The organism is Anaerotignum sp., from assembly GCF_040307045.1.
Lineage (GTDB): Bacteria > Bacillota > Clostridia > Lachnospirales > Anaerotignaceae > Chakrabartyella.
In genome coordinates this window covers 135,395-154,944 of the sequence record NZ_JAWRKF010000002.1, presented here as the reverse complement: position 1 = coordinate 154,944, position 19,550 = coordinate 135,395, and the positions used below count along the sequence as shown (strand labels likewise).

The following is a 19,550-nucleotide window of genomic DNA, read 5'->3' as shown; positions in this document are numbered from 1 at the left end:
CCGTTGGCAAAAGAGAAGGATTTGAAACTCTTGAATTATGATATTTCCGATAACCGTTATCGTGAGTTGAAATATTTTTGCAGACAATATAGGGAAAAAAAAGAAAAGCTTTCCTCCATTACAGAGCTCTCATCTGCCCCACTGGGCATGAAAAGAGGAGGCGTCATTTCTGACAGAACCGCTAATATCGCCATAAAAAAAGCCCGATTGAGCGATGAGCTGAGGCTGATCGAGCAGGCGGCAATGGAAACCGACGGTGACTTATACGGATATATTTTGGAAAGTGTAACCGATGGAATACCCTATGAATATTTGGATATCCCCACTAGTAGATCAGGCTTTTATGCCCTTCGAAGAAGATTTTTTTACATATTGGATCAAAGGAGATAAGGAAAAAATTAAACCATATCATGCCTCCTACCATTGGGATGAAAAAGCCCATTGCACACAGTTTTTGGGTTCTGTATGCAATGGGCGAAAAAAGAATGAAGTTTAAAAGCCTTTTGCGGTTTTTCGCCCTCTGCATTCAAAATATGAGCTAAGGAGGCTTGATCCAAAGGGATAGATTCCATGAGATATGTAATGGCCTGTTTTCTTGTTTTCATCTGCCCATGATTTTCGGCTTTTCCTAAAAGGAGCAAAACAGCTCCTGGAAGTGGTTGAGATTGGCATTTCATAGACACAATCCAGCTTCGCCTTGTGAAAAAGGCTTTTTCTTAGAACCATAAAGTCCGGTCTTTGTGGGAAAAGTTTCATTTGAGGCAAACCTATTTTAGTGGAAACCTTATGGACGGGTATAAGGTACTAAATCATATGTGAGTCTTTTGAAAGTGTTTTTAATTTTAAAATGGGTAGCAAAAAGATAGCGAAATCTGTATAGACAAGGGGAAAGAAAGTAGATAAAATTTTTCTAATCTATCTAAAATATATTGCAATTTATTGCAACTTTTTTTTGCTTTGATATAATGACAATATAGAGAAAAGAGGTGGTAGTTTGCGGCTTATCGGTTTACTTGCCTTGGTTATGGGGCTTGTTTTTCTATCGGGGCTAATCAGTGCTGGAGTATTTTTAGTTGGTGTCATTTTAAAGCAAAAAGTAGGTAAATATACCGAGAGTGATTGGAAAGCGTATTTCAATGTTTTTTCCGAAAAGAAATTGATTGGTCAGCTTTTTGCTTTGCAATTCCTTGTTCTTGGTGGGGTTTCATTTTTGGGTTTTTATATTTTCCGCTATTTCCAATTTGTGAATCCTTTTTTGGCAACAAGCCTAACCTTTCTTGTGGGCATAGCGAAAATTGTTTATAAAACTCAGAAAAATGAAGAAAAATTGAGAGCAAGGTTGAATAGGCTTCGTACAGAGGTTGGTGCATAAAATAACATCATCGGTGGGGTGGTGTTTTTTTATTTCATGAAAAACAGAATCAAAGAATATAATTTTGATGTTACTTCATATTAGCCTATTTTTATGCCTAAGGGTAACTGATTGTGACCCATAAATAGTAGCAAATAAAAAGGGAATAAAAATGGGGGAGTTAATCGGATGAGGTTAGCATAAGCTGAATGAAAGGGGAAAAAAACAACCATAATAAAATCTTAGCGAAAACTTAAATTTACATAAAAACCTATTTTTGTTATACTAAACCTATAAGTTGAATTGGGAAGCCAGTATTTTCAAGGGTTAGATGGGTTACTGCCTTACGGAATCATTGGAAATTAACCAACATAGGTAGCCCCGTTTTGACGGTGGATACCCACCAATCTATTTGGTGCAGCATATCATAGAGAGCCTGGGGAATGGGTAGGCAATTTAAAATGCTGTTGGTTATAGGTATTATGGCGTAGCAAAAACACCAATGGTCTTTCCCCATCCCATTGGGTTTGAAAGGAGGAAATAATGGTTGTAAATTTACTTGTAACAGCAGTTGTCATTATCATTTGTGTCGTTAGCAACAAAGTATCAAACAAAATCGGTATGCCGGTGCTTTTCGCATTTATTTTACTAGGGATGTTTTTTGGTTCTGACGGACCTATACAAATCTATTTTGATGATTATGTGTTTGCGGAGCAGGTTTGCTCCATTGCATTGATTTTTATCATGTTTTATGGTGGATTTGGCACAAAGTGGGAGGAAGCAAAGCCTGTTGCCAACAAAGCAATGCTTCTGTCTTCCTTGGGCACCATCATGACAGCAGGACTTGTTGGCATTTTTTGCAATCTAGTTTTGGGAATTTCTTTTTTAGAGGGGCTACTGATTGGGGCAGTGGTAAGCTCCACCGATGCTGCCTCGGTCTTCTCCATCTTACGTTCCAAGCGGTTAAACCTACGGGATAACACCGCATCCTTGTTGGAAATTGAAAGTGGTAGCAATGACCCCTTTGCTTATATGCTTACCATCATTGTGCTTTCTCTTATGGGTGGGGGCAGTTCTTTTTCTGAATTTGCTTATTTAATCTTTTCTCAAATCGTATATGGGGCAGTGTTTGGCATTGTTCTTGCCGTTGTGACGGTGCATTTTTTCAAAAAAATCAGATTGACATCTTCGGGTTTTTATTCTATTTTTGTGCTGGCGATTGCCCTTATTTCCTATGCAGGCCCAAGTCTAATGGATGGGAATGGATATTTGAGCGCCTATATCACAGGGATTATCCTGGGCAATAGCAAAATTCAGGATAAAGCTGAATTGGTTCACTTTTTTGATGGTATCACAGGGTTGATGCAGATTTTGCTGTTTTTCTTGCTGGGGTTACTATCTTTTCCATCCCACTTACCTCAAGTTGCCCTGTTGGCCTTGGCAATCTCCCTCTTTTTAACTTTTGTTGCCCGTCCTTTGGTGGTGTTTGCTATTTTAACGCCATTTCATAGCACGAAAGGACAGAAACTACTGGTTTCTTGGGCAGGAATGAGGGGGGCGGCATCCATTGTATTTGCCATTATGGCAGTCATTCACCCCATCACCATGAACCATGATATTTTTCATATTGTGTTCTTTATTGTCCTGTTCTCCATTTTGATTCAAGGAACTTTACTGCCTTATGTTGCAAAAAAATTGGATATGACGGATAATGATATTGACGTTATGAGCACCTTTAACGACTATATGGATGAACTGCCCGTGCAGTTTTTGCAATTATCAATCCCTGGTGATTATCCCTGGGTGCACCAAAGGGTAAAAGATATTTTGTTGCCCCCGGATTCTTTTTTGCTTTTGATTGTGCGAGGAGCGGAAAATATTATTCCCAATGGTGAAACAGAAATCCTTGGGGAGGATATACTGATTTTAAGTGGGAAATCTCCCAAAAAAATCAATGGCCTATCCTTATACGAAACCAAGGTGAAGAAAGAAACCCGTTGGTACGATAAAAAAATTGCCGATGTCACTTTGGGGGATGAGCGCATCGTTTTGATTAAACGGGGTGAGAGCGTTGTCATTCCAAATGGAGGTACGGTGTTGCAAGAAAATGATATTCTTGTTTTTACAGAAGTAATATAATGGTTAAAACAAGGTAAGCTTGAGATAAGCCTGGGCATCATGGGTTACATCTATGATGCCCTTGATGATAGTGAAACGTTTTTTGGGAATGAAGAAAGGGAAGATGGATTTTTTTTGACAGGAAACCATCTTTAAAATAAGGGAGGAGACAATATCTTGTTTTTGGTTTTTTCCAAAGAAGATTCGGATCATTTCGAATGAGAAAGGATTTTTTCTGTTAAACTTTGAGGTTTTTTTGGAACAAAACATGAGCCGCAGCAAAAAAACAAGGGGGCATACGCCCAAAGTAGTCTGCATTTTGGTGTAGCGAAAAGTATGATAAAAAAAGAAAGAAAGGTTAACATGACTTCGGAAAAGAAAGAAAAGAAAATTTTATTGATCTCATTTATCGCTGGGTTGTTATTTGCAATTGCGGAGTTTGTATTTGCAATTTACACCCACTCCCAATCGGTTTTGATGGATGCAGCCTATGATGCATCGGAATTGATTTTTATTATTTTGATCTTGTTTCTCACCCCCTTGTTTCACAAGCCCATATCTGAAAAGCGGCCTTTCGGCTTTTTTCAAATTGAGTCCATGTTTTTGATTATCAAAGGGTTTATGATGCTTTCCGTAACTCTGGGGCTTTCTATGAATGTGATTCAATCGGCATTGACAGGTGGCAACCATGTAAATGGGGCTCAAATCTCTTTGTTCCAATTAATATTAGGGTTTATTAGCATCGGTATTTACATGGTGATGCGCCACCTAAACCGCTCTGTTTCATCCCCCACGGTAGATGGGGAGCTTTTGGGCTGGAAGCTGGATACGGCGTATAGCATTGGGATGTCGGGGGCATTTTTTGTTTCCACTTTTTTAGATAAAACCCCCGTTTCCTTCATTGTGCCTTATTTTGATTCTTTGGTTGCCATTGGCATTGTGGTTTTTATGCTTCCTGAGAATATAAAAATGCTTTGGGGGGCCATGCAGGATGTGTTTTTATTTTCCCCTGAGGAGAGCACAGTCAATGAAATAAAGGAAATTTCCAATGAAGTTTTACTGCCCAATGGTTTTGTCCCTGTGTTTTATGACATTACCAGAACGGGGCGGAGGCTTTGGATTGCCGTGTATTTTGAGATTTTTGAAGAAAGTTTGCCCATCATAAAGTTGGAGGAAGTGACATTTCAGGTGAATCAGGCCTTAGGACAACAGTTTGAAAATTGCTACTGTGAGCTGATTGTCACAACCAGAGAGCAAGAGCGCAAGGAACACGAACTTTTGGCCAATCCATAAAGGTATTTGGCAAAAGTACATGACGGCTGGGCGTGATTTGAGAGGAGGCAACTACGAAATTATGTGGTTGTCTCTTTTCTAGGATTAGCCAATCTTGGTTCAATCAAATGGGTTCTTTGGTTGTGGATACCACTATGACGTGTTATAGTTGTAATACAGATGAATTGTTTTATAACCAATGGGAATAAAAATCTGATAGGAAAGGAAATATAGCTATGGATAAAATACGATATGATGAAAATTCTCCTAAATTGATCAATTCTATTGTATGTGCAATAGATATATTAGGGTTTTCTCAGATGATACTGGATTCTTGCCAGAACGATTTGGGTAACAAGCTGCTAAATGAAATCAATCATCTGATAGAAAAAAACAAAAAATGTATTGTTCCTAATAAATTTAGTCAAGGGAAAATAAAAATATTTACCGATAATATGGTTGTTGCATACCCAATCAATCAGGATGGAGAGGCAGAGTTAAATGAGGTTTTGGGCAATGTTGCCGAGTATCAATTTAATTTGGCGTTGGAGGGTTTATTTGTCCGTGGGGGGATTAGTATTGGCAAATTCTATATCAACGATGACATTGTGTTTGGACCCGCATTGTTGGATGCCCATTTTCAAGAAAGCCAAATCGCTTGCTACCCAAGAATTGTGCTGGATGATAAAACCGTGGGGCAGTTGCAAAAGTATATCCAAAACTACAATAGGATGCCAGATGATCATATTATTTTAATTGACACCGATGGTAAATGGTTTATCAGCTACTTAAACACCATTTTTAAATATTATAAAGTGTGCAATAACGAATACGAGTTTGATATCGTTCAAATTAAGTTGTTGGAAAAACACAAAGAAAAACTTGAGGAAATGTTATTAAAACATCAAGAGAACATCTTTGTATGGGATAAGTATGTTTGGACAGCCAACTATCATAATTTTTTCTGTGATTTATATTTTCCTAAGGAAAAGGGTTTGAAAATTTCTAAGCATTTACTGCTTTCTTGGCCTAGACAGATTTCTAATGGTGATTATTGATTCACCAAAGGGGTAAATAGAATATAAATCCTTGCTGGTTTGATTCCGGCAACTCTATTAAAAAAATTTGCCATAGAACATGGCATCTCGTAATACCTTTTTGGGAGAAAAGGGGTTTAAAAATAGCTAGGGTACTATCTTTTTATGGAGATGATACCCTAGCTGTTTTTTTTTTAGGATGCTAAAAGCTTAGCACCAGTCTTTGACATGGAAAAAACCCTTTTAATAGGGGATTTTTTATGATGAAGATAAAAAGGGAATAAAAGTTTTATAAGCTGTTTCTACATAATTAAATACAATTTTGAATTGCCTCACCCATTTCCTTTGTTCCCAGAAGGGTTGTACCTTGAGAGAAAATATCGGGGGTGCGCAGCCCTTTTTCTAAAACAGTTTTTACGGCAGCCTCTATTGCATCAGCTTCTTTTGTCAAATGGAAAGAATATTTTAACATCATGGCTACGGATAAGATAGCCGCGATGGGGTTTGCTTTGTTTTCCCTGGCGATGTCGGGGGCGGAGCCATGGATGGGCTCATACATACCAAAAGTCCCTTCACCCAAGCTGGCAGAGGGCAGCAGACCGATGGAGCCTGTGATCATGCTAGCCTCGTCGGATAAAATATCTCCAAACATATTGGAGGTAACCATAACGTCAAACTGCTTGGGGTTACGCACCAACTGCATTGCCGCATTATCCACATACATATAGGTAAGTTCAACCTCAGGGTAGTCGTTTTTCACCTCTTGGGCAACCTTTCTCCAAAGGCGGGAGGTTTCCAAAACATTTGCCTTGTCAACACAACAGACTTTTTTATCTCTTTGCATGGCAATTTCCAAGGCATTTTTGAGAATACGTTTGATTTCCACTTCGCTATAAGTTTCCACGTCGTAAGCTTCTTCCCCATATTTGCCTTGACGGTAACCACGCTCGCCAAAGTAAATACCCCCTGTCAGTTCCCGTACAATCAAAATATCCAACCCGCCTTTCACAATTTCTGCCTTTAAAGGGCAGGCCTCTGCTAAGGCATCATAAATTTTTGCAGGGCGCAGGTTTGAAAATAATCCCAATTCTGCCCGCAGACCCAAAAGGGCTTTTTCGGGACGCTGGGCATTGGGCACATTGTCCCACTTGGGGCCACCAACGGCACCCAACATAACGCTGTTGGAATGCTTGCAAATTTCAAGGGTTTCCTCGGGCAAGCACTCACCGCAGGCATCAATGGCACAGCCACCTGCCAATGCATATTCAAATGTAAAGGTATGCTGAAATTTTTCGCCAATGGCTTTTAATACATTTACAGCTTCCTGTGTAACCTCGGGGCCGATACCGTCCCCGGGAATGACCGCAATTTTATATTTTCCCATAATCATTACCCCTTTATTTTCTCTTTTGTCTGCTCAACCAAGCCGCCTGCCGCCATAATTTCCTTTATAAAAGGAGGGAAGGGCTGTGCCTGATAGGTGCGATGTTTGGTGTGGTTGGTGATGATGCCACTGTCAAAGTCAATGCTTACCTCGTTGCCGCTGTCGATGTCATTTGCCGCTTCGTCGCATTCCAAAATGGGCAACCCGATATTGATGGCATTGCGATAGAAGATGCGGGCGAAGGTGCTGGCAATGACACAGGTGATGCCTGCACACTTGATGGCAAGGGGGGCGTGTTCTCTGGAGGAGCCACAGCCGAAGTTCTTTAATGCAACCATAATATCTCCTTCTTTTACTTTGGTGGTGAAATCTGGGTCAATATCAATCATGCAATACTTTGCCAATTCGTCACCATTGGATACGTTTAGGTATCTAGCCGGGATAATTACGTCAGTATCCACGTTGTCGCCATATTTTAAAACAGTTCCTTTTGCATTCATTGTGCACTACCTCCAATCTTTCTTGGGTCAGCAATTTTACCTGCAATGGCCGATGCCGCCGCAACAGCAGGGCTAGCCAAATAAACCTCGCTTTCCACATGACCCATACGACCAACGAAGTTTCTGTTTGTGGTGGAAACGCAACGCTCTCCCGATGCCAGAATTCCCATGTGTCCCCCTAAGCAAGGGCCACAAGTGGGCATGGAGAAGATGGCGCCAGCCTGGATAAAATCTGTCACATAGCCACGGCGGATGCATTCCAGATAAATTTCTTGGGTGGCAGGGATGATAATGGTACGCACACGGTCAGAAACCTTATTGCCTCGGAGAATATCGGCGGCGATTTGCATATCGTCGATTCTGCCGTTGGTGCAAGAGCCGATTACAACCTGGTCAATTTTCACATCGCCAACTTCACCAATGGTGCGTGTGTTATCGGGCAGGTGAGGGAAGGAAATGGTTGGCTGAAGGGTGGAAAGATCTATGGTGATTTCCTCATCATATTCCGCATCCTCATCCCCTTCATAAATATCAAAAGGCTTTGTTGAATGCTCCTTTGCATAGGCGATGCAAGCCTCGTCAATGGGGAAGATACCATTCTTTGCCCCTGCTTCGATGGCCATATTAGCGATGGTGAAACGATCATCCATGGTCAGTTCTTTGATGCCTTCCCCCACAAACTCCATGGAGCGGTATAATGCGCCATCCACGCCAATCATCCCGATGATATGTAAAATGACATCTTTGCCACTCACATGGGGCGATTTTTTGCCAATGATGTTAAACTTGATGGCAGAAGGGACTTTAAACCAACATTCTCCTGTTGCCATTCCGATTGCCATATCCGTTGAGCCGATGCCAGTGGAGAAGGCGCCCAATGCACCATAGGTGCAGGTGTGACTATCGGCGCCGATGATAACCTGACCAGGCACGACAATGCCCTGTTCGGGTAAAAGTGCGTGTTCGATGCCAGCTTTACCAACATCGAAGAAGTTTTTGATGTTCATATCATAGGCAAAGGTACGACAGCTCTTACACTGTTCTGCCGCTTTAATATCCTTATTGGGTGTGAAGTGGTCCAAAACGATAACCACTTTCTCCTGATCAAAAACCTCGTTTGCTCCTGTTTTTGCAAATTCTTTTAGGGCAACTGCGGTGGTGATGTCATTTCCCATGACGATGTCTAATTTTGCTTGGATCAGTTGGCCTGCCACCACGGAGTCTAAGCCAGCGTGTTTTGCCAGTATTTTTTGTGTCATTGTCATTCCCATATAATAAAATCATCCTTTCAATAAATATTTTGATAGTAAGACCTAAGACCTTAGGGACGCTGTCCCTAACACCCAGCAAGGGAGTTCCTCCCTAGACCTATGATTGTGGTACAGACGTTGTCTATACCCTGTCCCGTGGGGAGAAAACTTCAAGGGGTTGGGAGGGATTGCTTATAGAAGAATTCCATTTTTCATCCCCATCTCCAAAAATAAAGTTTAGGTCAAGCCTTTTCCAAGACTTGTATGCATAGATTGGGGCAAAGCCCCAAGGCCTTAAGGCAAAGCCGCAAGGGTTAGGTTAAATCATCAGCATTTTGTTTATGGTACTTACCACTGCCCGCAGGGACGACTTGCCAACACTGGAGGAGGTGCCTGCGCCATAGTAACGCTTACCTGTGGCATCCTTCGTTTCGATATAGGAGATAGCCTTTGAGTTTGTGCCAAGCTCCATGGAATGTCCACGATAGTCGATAATATCAATGGGCATTTGTATGAAATCATCCACAGCGTGGCAGAATGCAGAAACCACACCGTTACCCTCGCCATGAATGAAATGCTTCTCCCCTTTAAACTCAATTTCTGCCTCAATGGTGAGTACATCTCTTTCCGGATCCACCGTTTCTGTGCGGTATTGAATCAGCTTCAAAGGTGTGCGGATATCAACAAACTCCTGATTGAAAATCTCGTATATCTTTTCTGGGCTTAATTCACACTGCATCTCGTCGGAGACTCGGGTAATGACTGCACCCACATCCTTTTGGAAGGACTTAGGCATATGCAGGGAGTAATATTGCTCCAAGATAAAGGTTACGCCGCCTTTGCCCGACTGGCTGTTGATACGGATGATGGGGTCGTAATTTCTGCCCACATCCATAGGATCGATGGGCAGATAGGGCACCTCCCAGTGGTCGGGGTGCTTTTTCATGCCTTCCATACCCTTGCGGATGGCATCCTGATGGCTGCCGGAGAAAGCGGTGTATACCAATTGGCCGGCGTAAGGATGGCGAGGGTGAACGCTCATTTTTGTCGCTGTTTCATAAATTTCAACAACCTCATCAATCTTTGTGAAGTCTAGCATAGGGTCGATGCCCTGGGTAAACAGGTTCATGGCAACGGTCATAATGTCGGCATTGCCTGTGCGCTCCCCATTACCAAATAAGGTACCTTCCACACGGTCAGCCCCAGCAAGCATACCCAGCTCCGTTGCTGCAACGGCGGTGCCACGGTCATTATGGGCATGAAGGCTAACGATGATGTTTTCCCTGTTGTTCAAATGGCCACACATATACTCAATCTGGTCTGCATACAGGTTGGGGGTCGCCATTTCTACCGTTGCAGGCAGGTTGATAATCACTTTTTTAGCCGCTGTGGGCTGCCAAACGTGAATAACAGCATTACAGATTTCAGCGGCAAAATCCATTTCTGTCCCCGTAAAGCTTTCTGGGGAATATTCGAAACGGAAATTTGTTTCCGGATAGTCTTGGGCAATTTGGTCAATCAGTTTTGCACCATAAATTGCCAAATCAATGGTTTCTTTTTGGGAATTTCTAAAAACCACATCTCTTTGCAATGTGGATGTGGAATTATACAAATGCACAATAGCATTTTTAGCACCCTTTAACGCTTCAAAGGTTTTTTGAATGATGTGCCCACGGGATTGGGTCAATACTTGAATGGTCACATCATCGGGGATTAGGTTGTTTTCAATCAAAGCTCTTGTAAATTCATATTCTGTGTCCGATGCGGCAGGAAACCCAATCTCGATTTCCTTAAAACCCATTTTTACAAGAAAATCAAAAAATTCCAGCTTTTGTTCCAAGCCCATGGGAGTTTCCAAGGCCTGATTGCCATCACGCAGGTCAACACTGCACCAGTGGGGTGCTTTGGTCAGACGGTTACTAGGCCAAGTTCTATCTGGCATTTCCACTGTTTCATAAGCTTTATACTTTTGAAAATTTTTCATTTTTCTTCCTCCTAAATCTCTTCTTCTCCATAATTTTTCCCGTTGCCTGCAACAAGAAAATGAAATTTGCCTCGCTTTTCGCCCCATAGAAAGCGGTGTAAATAAGTGGTGGTACCTAAATTGTTTATCAGAAAACAAAAAAACCTTTCACCAATTTGCAGAATTTTGCAAAGAGGTGAAAGGTTTAGCTTCCACGGTACCACTCTTATTCGTCTAGAAAAAGACGCACTTGTCAGGATACTAGCATATCCTTTTCCGTGTAACGGCGGAAATTCCGGGAACACCTACCGACAAAAAAAGTCTTTTCAGTGTCCTGCTCCAAGGCGAGTTCAACTTATTTCCTACCACTGCCTCGCACCACCCGGCAGCTCTCTGTAAGTATAAAATAGTTTACTATTCCTTTTCTTTGCATTTATTTTAATACAATTTAAGGAGTACTCTAACAGAAAAGTGTATGGATGTCAATACTTTTTTCTAAAAAAATATAATTCTGCTTTTAACAAGGAAATACAGTTTTGTTTTTTTGTGGGGATTAGAACTTCTTCTCTGGGTTGTTTAAATCTTTGATGCCCTTGGAGAGGTGATAGCGCATGGCCAAAGCAGCACCATCGGCGTCTCTCATTTCTATAAACTCGGCAATCTTTGCATGATAGGTCATGGCATTATCGATGGATTTTATGTCTGTGCCAATTTGGGTTGCAGTGATGATAGAATCTCTAACTGCGGTGGCAAGGGAGGGCATAATCAACTGGATAATGTCGTTATGGGTAGCAGTGGCAATGGCAATATGAAAAATTTGATCCTCTTTGATGATTGCTTCTTTTTCCACCGCCCCACAGTTGGTCATGCGGTTTGCCGAATCAATGATTGCCTGAAGCTCCTCTGGGGTGCCGTTTTCAATGGCAAGGCGGATACAAGGGGGCTCCAAAATTAGGCGAAATTCAAACCAACTGTTAATGAGCTTTACTTTATCTTTTAAATAAGTGAGCCCAAACATATCGGAGGCTTGATCCTCGGGTGCAGTCACAAAGGTTCCACTGCCACGTTTGATGGTTAAAACGCCCTTTGCTGCCAAAAGCTTAATTGCCTCTCGCAAGGTTGCACGGCTAACCCCCAATTGGGCAGAAAGCTCATGCTCGTTGGGTAGCTTTTCGTTGGGCTGATATAGCTTTTGTAAAAAAATCATGTCGCTCAGTTCATTTGCTACAACCTGAGAGGCGGGAATAAACTCGTTTTTCATAATTGCTCCTCCTTTTTGATTGAAATGCAGAAAAAGATATACGAAATAGAATCTATCATTTGTCTATGTAAAAAACCCCTAGGGACAAAAAGGACTTTTGAGTGTTCTGGCAAAAGACAGCAGGACAATCTGAAGCATGAATCCAGACATGGGCATTCTCTTTTGTGCCATGGATCAGGGGGGATTTTCCATAAGGCTATGCCCAACCCCTACCCACTTGCTGACATCACCCTTGGGAAAAGTGATGCAGATAGGAAGATTATACCAAGAGTCTGGTTCTATTTCAATTTACCTTTTTCTGCTAAAACAAAAAGAGATTTTTAGAAAAAGCCCCTATCACATTTATTCTTAAAATTTGTTTGAAAAAAATCATAATCGGAACCCGTAAGACATATTCTACATCATAAGTTGTATGACCAATTATAGCACCGGTTTTTACCATGTGTCTATGACTGTTTGCACAAAAGTGAATAAAAGGCAAATTTTTTATTGACAAGCCAGGAAAAAAGCATATAATTTTTGATAACGAATAAAAGATGTCTGACCGCTTATGGGGCGCAGACTGTATGAAATAAAGTGGAATTGTAAAAATTTTATACATAGAGGAGGATTGCAAAATGAGAAGTGACGCAATGAAAACAGGATCAACCAAAATTCCCCACAGATCATTATTTAAGGCTTTGGGCTTGACTGATGAGGAAATTAGAAGACCGATGATTGGTGTGGTTTGTGCTAAGAATGATATCATTCCCGGTCATTCCCATTTGGATAAGATTGCCGAAGCTGTTCAGGCAGGCATTCGTATGGCAGGGGGTACACCCTTTGTGTTCCCTGCAATTGGCGTTTGTGATGGAATTGCCATGGGACACACAGGCATGAGATACTCCCTCATCAGCAGAGAGCATATTGCCGACTCCGTTGAAATTATGGCTATGGCTCATCCTTTTGACGCTTTGGTGTTCATCCCAAACTGCGATAAAATCGTACCAGGTATGATTATGGCAGCATTAAGACTGAATATCCCCAGCATTTTCGTAAGTGGTGGCCCTATGATGCCCGGTAGAACCATGGATGGCTCAAAAATCACTCTTTCCAATGCATTTGAAGTGGTTGGTGCCGTTGGTAAAGAGGGTGTTACAGAGGAACATCTGAAAGATGTGGAGGACAATGCTTGTCCTGGGTGTGGCTCTTGCGCAGGTATGTTTACAGCAAACTCCATGAACTGCATGACTGAGGTCATCGGTTTAGGCTTGCCTGGAAACGGTACAATCCCTGCCATTAGTGCGGCTCGTATCCGTCTAGCAAAAGAAGCTGGCATGAAGATTATGGAAATTTTAGAAAAAAATATCTGCCCTAGAGACATCGTGACCGAAAAATCCCTGCGTAACGCATTACACGCAGATATGGCTTTGGGCTGTTCCACCAACACAATTTTGCATTTGCCTGCTATCGCCCATGCAGCAGGAATTCAGGTGGATTTTGAAGAAATCAATAAAATCAGCAAAGAAACACCTCATTTGGTTAAGCTAAGCCCTGCCGGTGTGGACTGCTTGGTTGACCTAAACGATGCAGGGGGCATCAGTGCAGTTTTGAAAGAATTGGCTGAATATGGCCTGTTTGATACGGATTTGATTACCTGCACTGGCAAAACCGTTGGCGAAAACATTGCCAATGCCAAAGTTTTGAATCCCAACGTGATTCGCTCTAAGGAAACTGCATACTCACCCGATGGTGGTTTGGCAATTCTGTGGGGAAATATTGGCCCCGACGGAGCCGTTGTCAAAAAAGGCGCAGTTCTGCCTGAAATGTTGGTGCATGAAGGCCCAGCAAAGGTTTATAACAGTGAGGAAGAATCTATCGAAGCAATCTTATCCGATGAGGTTGTTGCAGGAGATGTTGTGGTTATTCGTTACGAAGGCCCGAAAGGTGGCCCTGGTATGAGAGAAATGCTGGCACCCACTGCGTCTTTGGCAGGAAAAGGATTGGATAACAGCGTTGCTTTGATTACAGATGGTAGATTCTCCGGTGCATCTAAAGGTGCATCCATTGGTCATATTTCCCCCGAGGCGGCTGCGGGCGGCGTGATTGGTTTGATTCAGGATGGCGACATCATCAGCATCGATATTCCCAATAACAAATTGGAATTGAAGGTAGACGATGGCGAATTGGAAAGAAGAAAAGCCGACTTTAAACCAGTGGTAAAAGAAGTTCCCGAGGGCTATTTGAGAAGATACAGAGATTTGGTAACCAGTGCAAATACCGGTGCTGTATTCAAATAATGACAAAAGAGTATTCATCAGAGGCGTTGATGAATTGGCTTTAGAAAAAACAATAGAAATTCTCCCCACTTTAGGGTGGGGAAGTGGATTTTTTTCCTTGGGGTGTAAGGGTGAGAGAGGAAACTTTTGGTTTCAGCTGGTAAAACCTTTCATCCTCCCTTGGTGGGTTTCTTGTAAAAAAGCTTTAGGGCTACAAGCCTTTCGGTGAAAGCCTCATATTTTGCTTCTTAAAAGAATTTTAGGTTCTTTCTATGGGGTGAAACGGGAAAGGTTGAAAACATAAACATTACATATCTAGGAAGGGGTAGTAGTATGAAACGATTCTTGTCTACGGTTGCCATGACAACCGCACTTGTTGTAGCTTTGAGCGCTTGTGGTGGCGGTGAAAGCAATCAACCTGCTGCAAATAATGATGCAGCATCAGCAGAACCTACAGTAATTAAATTGGGTACCACAGTAAATGAGCAGGACAGCTTCCAGATTGCAGCTGAAAAGTTCAAAGAATTGGTAGAGGAAAAAACAGACGGTGCTTATGTCATCGAAATTTATCCCAATGGCTCTTTGGGCGATGAAAGAACCATGTTGGAAAGTATGCAGATGGGCACTCTGGATATGGGTATCATCACCAGCGGACCTTTCGTAAACTTCGTGCCTGAAATGGGCGTGTTGGATATGCCTTTCTTGTTCCCTGACAATGCATCGGCATATAAGGTATTGGACGGCGAAATTGGCCAGTCTTTGTTGGACAAATTTGAAAGTGCAAACTTAAAAGGTTTGGCCTATGCTGAAAGAGGCTTCAGAAACTTAACAAACAATAAAAAAGCAGTTACATCCGCAGCAGATGTAAAGGGCTTAAAAGTTCGTGTTATGGAAAACGAAGTTTATATCTCCACTTTTGAATCTTTGGGTGTAAATGCCGTGCCTATGGCTTGGTCTGAAGCTTTAACCGCTTTGCAGCAGCAAACCATTGATGGTCAGGAAAACCCTGTAAACGTTATCCATTCCTTCAAGCTGTGGGAATCCCAGAAGCACTTAACCATGACTCGTCATGCATATGCTTCTGCTATCATCACCATGAGCCTGCAGAAATTCAATGCATTGCCTGAGGATGTGCAGGTTGCTTTCAAAGAGGCTGCCCAGGGTGCTGCTGAATATGAACGCCAGTGGGTTGCTGATAACGAAGCAAGCCAGTTGGAAGACATCAAAGCAAATGGCGTAGAAGTAGTTGAGAACCCAGATGTGGAATCGTTTAAAGCTGCTGTTCAGCCTACCTATGATAAATTTGGTACTCAGTATGCAGATTTGATCGCGCAGATTGAAGACGCATTAAGCGAATAATTTTTGCTTGAGCTAGGGGAGGGCTACTTATGTCAGTCGTAACATTTTTTAGAAAAGTAAGTGATACCATGAACAAAGTGTGTTTGGCGATTTGTGTAGCCCTTCTGGGCGCAATGGTAGTAATTACGTTTGTACAAATTATTTGTCGAGTATTCTTCACTGCTCTGTCGTGGAGCGAAGAATTGGCAAGATATCTTTTGATTTGGTCATCTTTGTTGGGGGCAGGTTGTGTTTACAAATCTGGCAGTAATATTGCCGTTTTGTTTGTACAAAATTTGTTGCCGGAAAACCTGAAGAAAATTGCAAAAATATTGGTGTATATTCTTTGCGGTGTATTTTTTGCCCTTGCAATCTATCATGGCATTCGCTATATGGGTTTGATGGGCACACAAAAATCGGCAGCATTACATATCCCAATGAAATATATGTACCTTGCTGTGCCCCTTGGTTGCGGCATTATGGAATTCCATGCGCTAGATGCCATTTTGGGCGAGATATTTGGGAAGGAGGCTGATGCGCAATGACCTTTGTATTATTTGGTGTGTTTTTTTTATGCTTAATCATCGGAGTGCCAGTTGCATTCTCCATCGGCCTAGCAGCGGTGTCTGTGCTTTTTGTTGGCGGTGTTGACCGATTGGTCGTTGTGCAAAGAATGTTTGCCGCCTCAGATTCGTTTTCACTGATTGCCATTCCCTTTTTCATCTTTGCCGGCGATTTGCTGGCAAGTGGGGCAATTAGCAAGCGTCTGGTTGCTTTTGCAGAATCCTTGGTGGGTAGCATCCGAGGTGGGCTTTCCATCGTTTCCGTTGTTGCTGGTATGTTCTTTGCCGCTATTTCTGGCTCTGGTGCGGCAACCACAGCGGCTGTTGGTGCAACCTTGATTCCCGAATTGGAGGAAAGGGGTTACCGTCCTGAGTCATCGGCGGCTTTGATCGCCTCAGCAGGAACAATCGGCGTTGTTATTCCTCCTTCGGTACCTATGGTTTTGTATGCCGTAGTTGCAGAGCAGAGCGTAACAAAGCTGTTTCAAAACGGCTTTTTGCCTGGGTGTTTGATGGGTCTTTGTCTTATCATCATTTCCCTGTGGCAGGCATATAAGTTTGACTATCCAAAGGGAACACCTTTTTCTTTCAAAAATGTATGGGAAACATTAAAGAGATCAATTTGGGGCTTATTGATGCCTTTGATTATTTTAGGCGGTATCTTCTCTGGATATTTCACACCGTCTGAGGCAGCGGTTGTTGCCGTTGTATATGCACTGATTGTATCTGCCTTTGTTTATAGGGATTTGACGTTGAAATCTCTTTATAACATTATGGTAGGCAGTGTAAAAACATCAGCAATCATCATGATTATCATTGCTTGCAGTGGTGTTTTTGGTTGGGTTTTGGCAAACTGGAAAATCCCCGAAACCATTGCAACAGCCGTGTTATCTGTTTCTAGCGACAAGTTTGTGATTTTGTTCTTGGTTTCTGTGATTATTTTGATTGCCGGGGTGTTTATGGAAACATCTTCTGCAGTTATCATTTTGACCCCCGTATTTTTACCTTTGATGAAGGCCTTGGAAGTGAATTTAATTCACTTTGGCATTCTCTTTACCGTGGGCATTGCCATTGGTATGATTACACCACCTGTTGCAATCAACTTATTTGTTGCATCCAGCATAACGGGTATGCCAATTGAGAAGATTTCAAAGGCAGTAATACCGTTTTTGATTGGTTTGATTACCATTTTCTTCTTGATTGTTTATGTTCCTGTGTTCTTGCCAGGTGTTATTTTTTAAAGTCTAAAACAAAAGATAAAAAAAGGATCCGATACTGGTTTTGCCATGGTCGGGTCCTTTTTGCGCTTATTTATGTTTTGATATAAAAGGCGCGAATGCTATTTTCAAGGCAATCCTCTAGGTTCATATAGATTGGGATCCAGTTACCCCCTAGGGTCTTGCGGTATTGGGCAACCTCCAGGTCTGTGCCGTTGGTGAGCTGGAAAAAAACAATGCAGTATTCGTATCCATCACTACCTTGGAAATAAATGCGGATGATATAATCATTTTGGGTTTTTTTCAGTTCGCCTTTTATGAGTTTGCACCACTCACCATAGCGAACTTCTACGTTGCCTTGTGCATCCCACTGCCAGCCATGATAAGGGGCACAAAGAAAGTTTTCACCGAAGTAATGAAGGTCCGTTATTTTATACTGATTGCCCACTTTTTCCAGGTCTACAAAGCCATAATAATAAGTAAATGCCCCTGTTTCTTTGTCGGTGCCCTCAATGGTTTCCAGTTCCACAAAATAGCGATAGGTGTTTTCTGTTTTCCCGGGCACCTGATGATATTTGATTAGATTAATATGTAGTATATTTTCATAGGTTTTCAAATACTTTTCATAGGGCATATTTTTTTGGTACTGGGAGGATAAAAATTCATAGGAAATGGGGTATGGAATCGTTGCATTGCCAATTGTGCCACAGCCTGCCCCTTTGCCTTTAACAGGGTTGGCGGCTTCACGCAAAATGCTGAAGTAGTTTAAAATCGTATTTTCTGGTGTATCTGCCAGAGTGTTAGGTAAAGTAATATCTTCAGGTTTTTTCCCAAAGTAGGGGTCGAAAAAATTGGCAGAGGGGATTTTATTGTTTAAAATGGGTAGGTTGGATGGGCGGTAGAAGGTTTCTAAATCCCTTTGATAAAACTCCATAGGATCTTCACATTCTATGCACTGCGCCTGTAATGAGCCACCCATAACCATAATGGCAGTTTCCTGCCTTTGATAGGCGATAAAAGAGTAAGCTACACCAAAGATGATGCATAAAAGAAGGAAAAACAGAAATTTTCTTTTTGGCAGTATGGAAATTTTATTGGTTTTGAAAGATAATGGTTTCATTTGCATTCTCACTTTATTGGTTTACCTTATTATATTCAAGCTCTAGGGTGATATATGCCCAATGGGCTATGCCATTGAGGAAAGGTGTAATCTTCAAGGCTTGGGAAAAACAAAAGCAATAACCACCTAAAAGTGATTATTGCTATGATGAAAGAGGTTATTTTTTGGAGGGGTAAAATTAACCTAACTCAATTCGAATGCCATCGTAAATTGCCTGAGCAAATTCAAACTGGTTGTTCCGTAGCTTTTCTGCATCCTGAGGGTTTGTGATATAGGCCAATTCGATTAGTAGGGAGGGCATAGTTGTCCTTCTAAGCACATAAAGTCTAGGGTTTACCCGCACGCCATTGTCCCTCGTGCCAACCTCTGCAACAATCTGATTGAGTATGGACAAGGCTAAGGGGTAGGACTGGGAAAGCTCATTATAAATATAAACTTCTGTGCCGTTATAGTTAGGATCGACGGAGGCATTGGTATGAATACTCATGAAGTAGTCGGCACCCCAATTGTTTGCATCGGCCACTCTGGCTGCAAGGCTTGTGCTGTTGTTAAACCCTAAAACGGTATCGATATCTGGGCGAGAAAGTCTGGCCTCATAGCCAGGGGTATTATTCAAAAGAGTTGCCAAATAAAGGCCTACCTGAAAAACAACATCCTGCTCCACAAGTCCAAAGCCCTCGGCACCGGCATTTACGCCTCGGCTATGACCTTGATCTATATAAATTCTAATTGCCATAAAAGCACCACCTTATTATTGTTTGTATATTACATAATATAAGGAAGGTAAATGATAGTGAATAAAATGCAAAAATAGTACAGGTTTTCCGAAGAATATACATGACAACATGAATAGAAGTTGGGCCACTTTGAATGGATTCGTATATTTTGCTAACTTTGCGCATCTTTATCATGGAGATG

The 19,550-nt window shown here is 41.9% G+C and carries 17 protein-coding genes and 1 other annotated feature; of the genes, 9 read left to right on the top strand and 8 right to left on the bottom strand.

Going from position 1 to position 19,550, the window contains the following annotated elements; all coding sequences use genetic code 11:
* Nucleotides 1-3: 3 nt before the first annotated feature.
* The gene (locus tag ABVZ64_RS00725) at nucleotides 4-390 is read left to right on the top strand and encodes a hypothetical protein (protein WP_352399145.1); all 387 of its coding nucleotides are present in this window, start codon (nucleotides 4-6) and stop codon (nucleotides 388-390) included.
* 8 nt (nucleotides 391-398) lie between these two features.
* On the opposite strand, the gene ABVZ64_RS00720 is transcribed toward ABVZ64_RS00725, so the two are convergent.
* Nucleotides 399-677, bottom strand: a complete 279-nt coding sequence (locus ABVZ64_RS00720) for an alpha-helical endospore appendage domain-containing protein (protein WP_502892573.1) — start codon at nucleotides 675-677, stop codon at nucleotides 399-401.
* A gap of 317 nt (nucleotides 678-994) precedes the next feature.
* Between ABVZ64_RS00720 and ABVZ64_RS00715 the strand changes: the two genes are divergently transcribed.
* From ABVZ64_RS00715 to ABVZ64_RS00700, 4 genes are all read left to right on the top strand, one after another.
* Entirely contained in the window at nucleotides 995-1,372 is a 378-nt protein-coding gene (locus ABVZ64_RS00715; protein WP_352399143.1) for a hypothetical protein, read from the top strand.
* A gap of 522 nt (nucleotides 1,373-1,894) precedes the next feature.
* Nucleotides 1,895-3,490 (top strand): potassium/proton antiporter, encoded by a 1,596-nt coding sequence (locus ABVZ64_RS00710; RefSeq protein ID WP_352399142.1) that lies wholly within the window; start codon nucleotides 1,895-1,897, stop codon nucleotides 3,488-3,490.
* A gap of 315 nt (nucleotides 3,491-3,805) precedes the next feature.
* The gene (locus ABVZ64_RS00705; RefSeq protein ID WP_352399141.1) at nucleotides 3,806-4,762 is read left to right on the top strand and encodes a cation efflux transmembrane domain-containing protein; all 957 of its coding nucleotides are present in this window, start codon (nucleotides 3,806-3,808) and stop codon (nucleotides 4,760-4,762) included.
* A gap of 215 nt (nucleotides 4,763-4,977) precedes the next feature.
* The gene (locus tag ABVZ64_RS00700; RefSeq protein ID WP_352399140.1) at nucleotides 4,978-5,799 is read left to right on the top strand and encodes a hypothetical protein; all 822 of its coding nucleotides are present in this window, start codon (nucleotides 4,978-4,980) and stop codon (nucleotides 5,797-5,799) included.
* A gap of 289 nt (nucleotides 5,800-6,088) precedes the next feature.
* On the opposite strand, the gene leuB is transcribed toward ABVZ64_RS00700, so the two are convergent.
* From leuB to ABVZ64_RS00675, 5 genes are all read right to left on the bottom strand, one after another.
* The gene (leuB, locus tag ABVZ64_RS00695; RefSeq protein ID WP_352399139.1) at nucleotides 6,089-7,162 is read right to left on the bottom strand and encodes a 3-isopropylmalate dehydrogenase; all 1,074 of its coding nucleotides are present in this window, start codon (nucleotides 7,160-7,162) and stop codon (nucleotides 6,089-6,091) included.
* Nucleotides 7,163-7,167: 5 nt separating this feature from the next.
* Nucleotides 7,168-7,662, bottom strand: a complete 495-nt coding sequence (gene leuD, locus ABVZ64_RS00690) for a 3-isopropylmalate dehydratase small subunit (RefSeq protein ID WP_352399138.1) — start codon at nucleotides 7,660-7,662, stop codon at nucleotides 7,168-7,170.
* Complete coding sequence (leuC, locus tag ABVZ64_RS00685; protein WP_352399137.1) at nucleotides 7,659-8,933, bottom strand: 3-isopropylmalate dehydratase large subunit; 1,275 nt, start codon at nucleotides 8,931-8,933, stop codon at nucleotides 7,659-7,661. The genes leuD and leuC overlap by 4 nt, the downstream gene beginning before the upstream one ends.
* Before the next feature lie 298 nt (nucleotides 8,934-9,231).
* Nucleotides 9,232-10,896 carry a 2-isopropylmalate synthase gene (gene leuA / locus ABVZ64_RS00680; RefSeq protein ID WP_352399136.1) on the bottom strand — a complete coding sequence of 555 codons (1,665 nt, stop codon included), beginning with the start codon at nucleotides 10,894-10,896 and terminating at the stop codon, nucleotides 9,232-9,234.
* A gap of 168 nt (nucleotides 10,897-11,064) precedes the next feature.
* Nucleotides 11,065-11,312 (bottom strand) — a binding site (T-box leader).
* Nucleotides 11,313-11,428: 116 nt separating this feature from the next.
* The gene (locus ABVZ64_RS00675; protein WP_352399135.1) at nucleotides 11,429-12,136 is read right to left on the bottom strand and encodes a FadR/GntR family transcriptional regulator; all 708 of its coding nucleotides are present in this window, start codon (nucleotides 12,134-12,136) and stop codon (nucleotides 11,429-11,431) included.
* 617 nt (nucleotides 12,137-12,753) lie between these two features.
* Here ABVZ64_RS00675 and ilvD point away from each other — a divergent pair.
* The 4 genes from ilvD to ABVZ64_RS00655 all read left to right on the top strand — a co-directional run bounded on the left by ilvD (nucleotide 12,754) and on the right by ABVZ64_RS00655 (nucleotide 17,536).
* Nucleotides 12,754-14,415, top strand: coding sequence for a dihydroxy-acid dehydratase (ilvD, locus tag ABVZ64_RS00670; RefSeq protein ID WP_352399134.1), 1,662 nt, complete (start codon nucleotides 12,754-12,756; stop codon nucleotides 14,413-14,415).
* Between the two features lie 312 nt (nucleotides 14,416-14,727).
* Entirely contained in the window at nucleotides 14,728-15,753 is a 1,026-nt protein-coding gene (locus ABVZ64_RS00665; RefSeq protein ID WP_352399133.1) for a TRAP transporter substrate-binding protein, read from the top strand.
* Nucleotides 15,754-15,782: 29 nt separating this feature from the next.
* A complete protein-coding gene (locus ABVZ64_RS00660) occupies nucleotides 15,783-16,277 on the top strand; it encodes a TRAP transporter small permease (RefSeq protein WP_352399132.1) in 495 nt (164 codons plus the stop codon).
* On the top strand, nucleotides 16,274-17,536 hold the full coding sequence (locus ABVZ64_RS00655; protein ID WP_352399131.1) for a TRAP transporter large permease: 1,263 nt from the start codon (nucleotides 16,274-16,276) through the stop codon (nucleotides 17,534-17,536). The genes ABVZ64_RS00660 and ABVZ64_RS00655 overlap by 4 nt, the downstream gene beginning before the upstream one ends.
* Nucleotides 17,537-17,606: 70 nt before the next feature.
* Here the strand turns inward: ABVZ64_RS00655 and ABVZ64_RS00650 are convergent, their stop codons facing one another.
* Both ABVZ64_RS00650 and ABVZ64_RS00645 read right to left on the bottom strand, forming a co-directional pair.
* On the bottom strand, nucleotides 17,607-18,632 hold the full coding sequence (locus ABVZ64_RS00650; RefSeq protein ID WP_352399130.1) for a hypothetical protein: 1,026 nt from the start codon (nucleotides 18,630-18,632) through the stop codon (nucleotides 17,607-17,609).
* 178 nt (nucleotides 18,633-18,810) lie between these two features.
* Complete coding sequence (locus ABVZ64_RS00645) at nucleotides 18,811-19,368, bottom strand: N-acetylmuramoyl-L-alanine amidase family protein (protein ID WP_352399129.1); 558 nt, start codon at nucleotides 19,366-19,368, stop codon at nucleotides 18,811-18,813.
* Nucleotides 19,369-19,550 lie beyond the last annotated feature (182 nt).

Coding starts and splice junctions, on each gene's coding strand:
- ABVZ64_RS00720 (WP_502892573.1), bottom strand. CDS start 677: ATGAAATGCCAATCTCAACCACTTCCAGGAGCTGTTTTGCTCCTTTTA.
- ABVZ64_RS00710 (WP_352399142.1), top strand. CDS start 1,895: ATGGTTGTAAATTTACTTGTAACAGCAGTTGTCATTATCATTTGTGTC.
- ABVZ64_RS00705 (WP_352399141.1), top strand. CDS start 3,806: ATGATAAAAAAAGAAAGAAAGGTTAACATGACTTCGGAAAAGAAAGAA.
- ABVZ64_RS00700 (WP_352399140.1), top strand. CDS start 4,978: ATGGATAAAATACGATATGATGAAAATTCTCCTAAATTGATCAATTCT.
- leuB (WP_352399139.1), bottom strand. CDS start 7,162: ATGGGAAAATATAAAATTGCGGTCATTCCCGGGGACGGTATCGGCCCC.
- leuD (WP_352399138.1), bottom strand. CDS start 7,662: ATGAATGCAAAAGGAACTGTTTTAAAATATGGCGACAACGTGGATACT.
- leuC (WP_352399137.1), bottom strand. CDS start 8,933: ATGGGAATGACAATGACACAAAAAATACTGGCAAAACACGCTGGCTTA.
- leuA (WP_352399136.1), bottom strand. CDS start 10,896: ATGAAAAATTTTCAAAAGTATAAAGCTTATGAAACAGTGGAAATGCCA.
- ABVZ64_RS00675 (WP_352399135.1), bottom strand. CDS start 12,136: ATGAAAAACGAGTTTATTCCCGCCTCTCAGGTTGTAGCAAATGAACTG.
- ilvD (WP_352399134.1), top strand. CDS start 12,754: ATGAGAAGTGACGCAATGAAAACAGGATCAACCAAAATTCCCCACAGA.
- ABVZ64_RS00665 (WP_352399133.1), top strand. CDS start 14,728: ATGAAACGATTCTTGTCTACGGTTGCCATGACAACCGCACTTGTTGTA.
- ABVZ64_RS00660 (WP_352399132.1), top strand. CDS start 15,783: ATGTCAGTCGTAACATTTTTTAGAAAAGTAAGTGATACCATGAACAAA.
- ABVZ64_RS00655 (WP_352399131.1), top strand. CDS start 16,274: ATGACCTTTGTATTATTTGGTGTGTTTTTTTTATGCTTAATCATCGGA.
- ABVZ64_RS00650 (WP_352399130.1), bottom strand. CDS start 18,632: ATGAAACCATTATCTTTCAAAACCAATAAAATTTCCATACTGCCAAAA.
- ABVZ64_RS00645 (WP_352399129.1), bottom strand. CDS start 19,368: ATGGCAATTAGAATTTATATAGATCAAGGTCATAGCCGAGGCGTAAAT.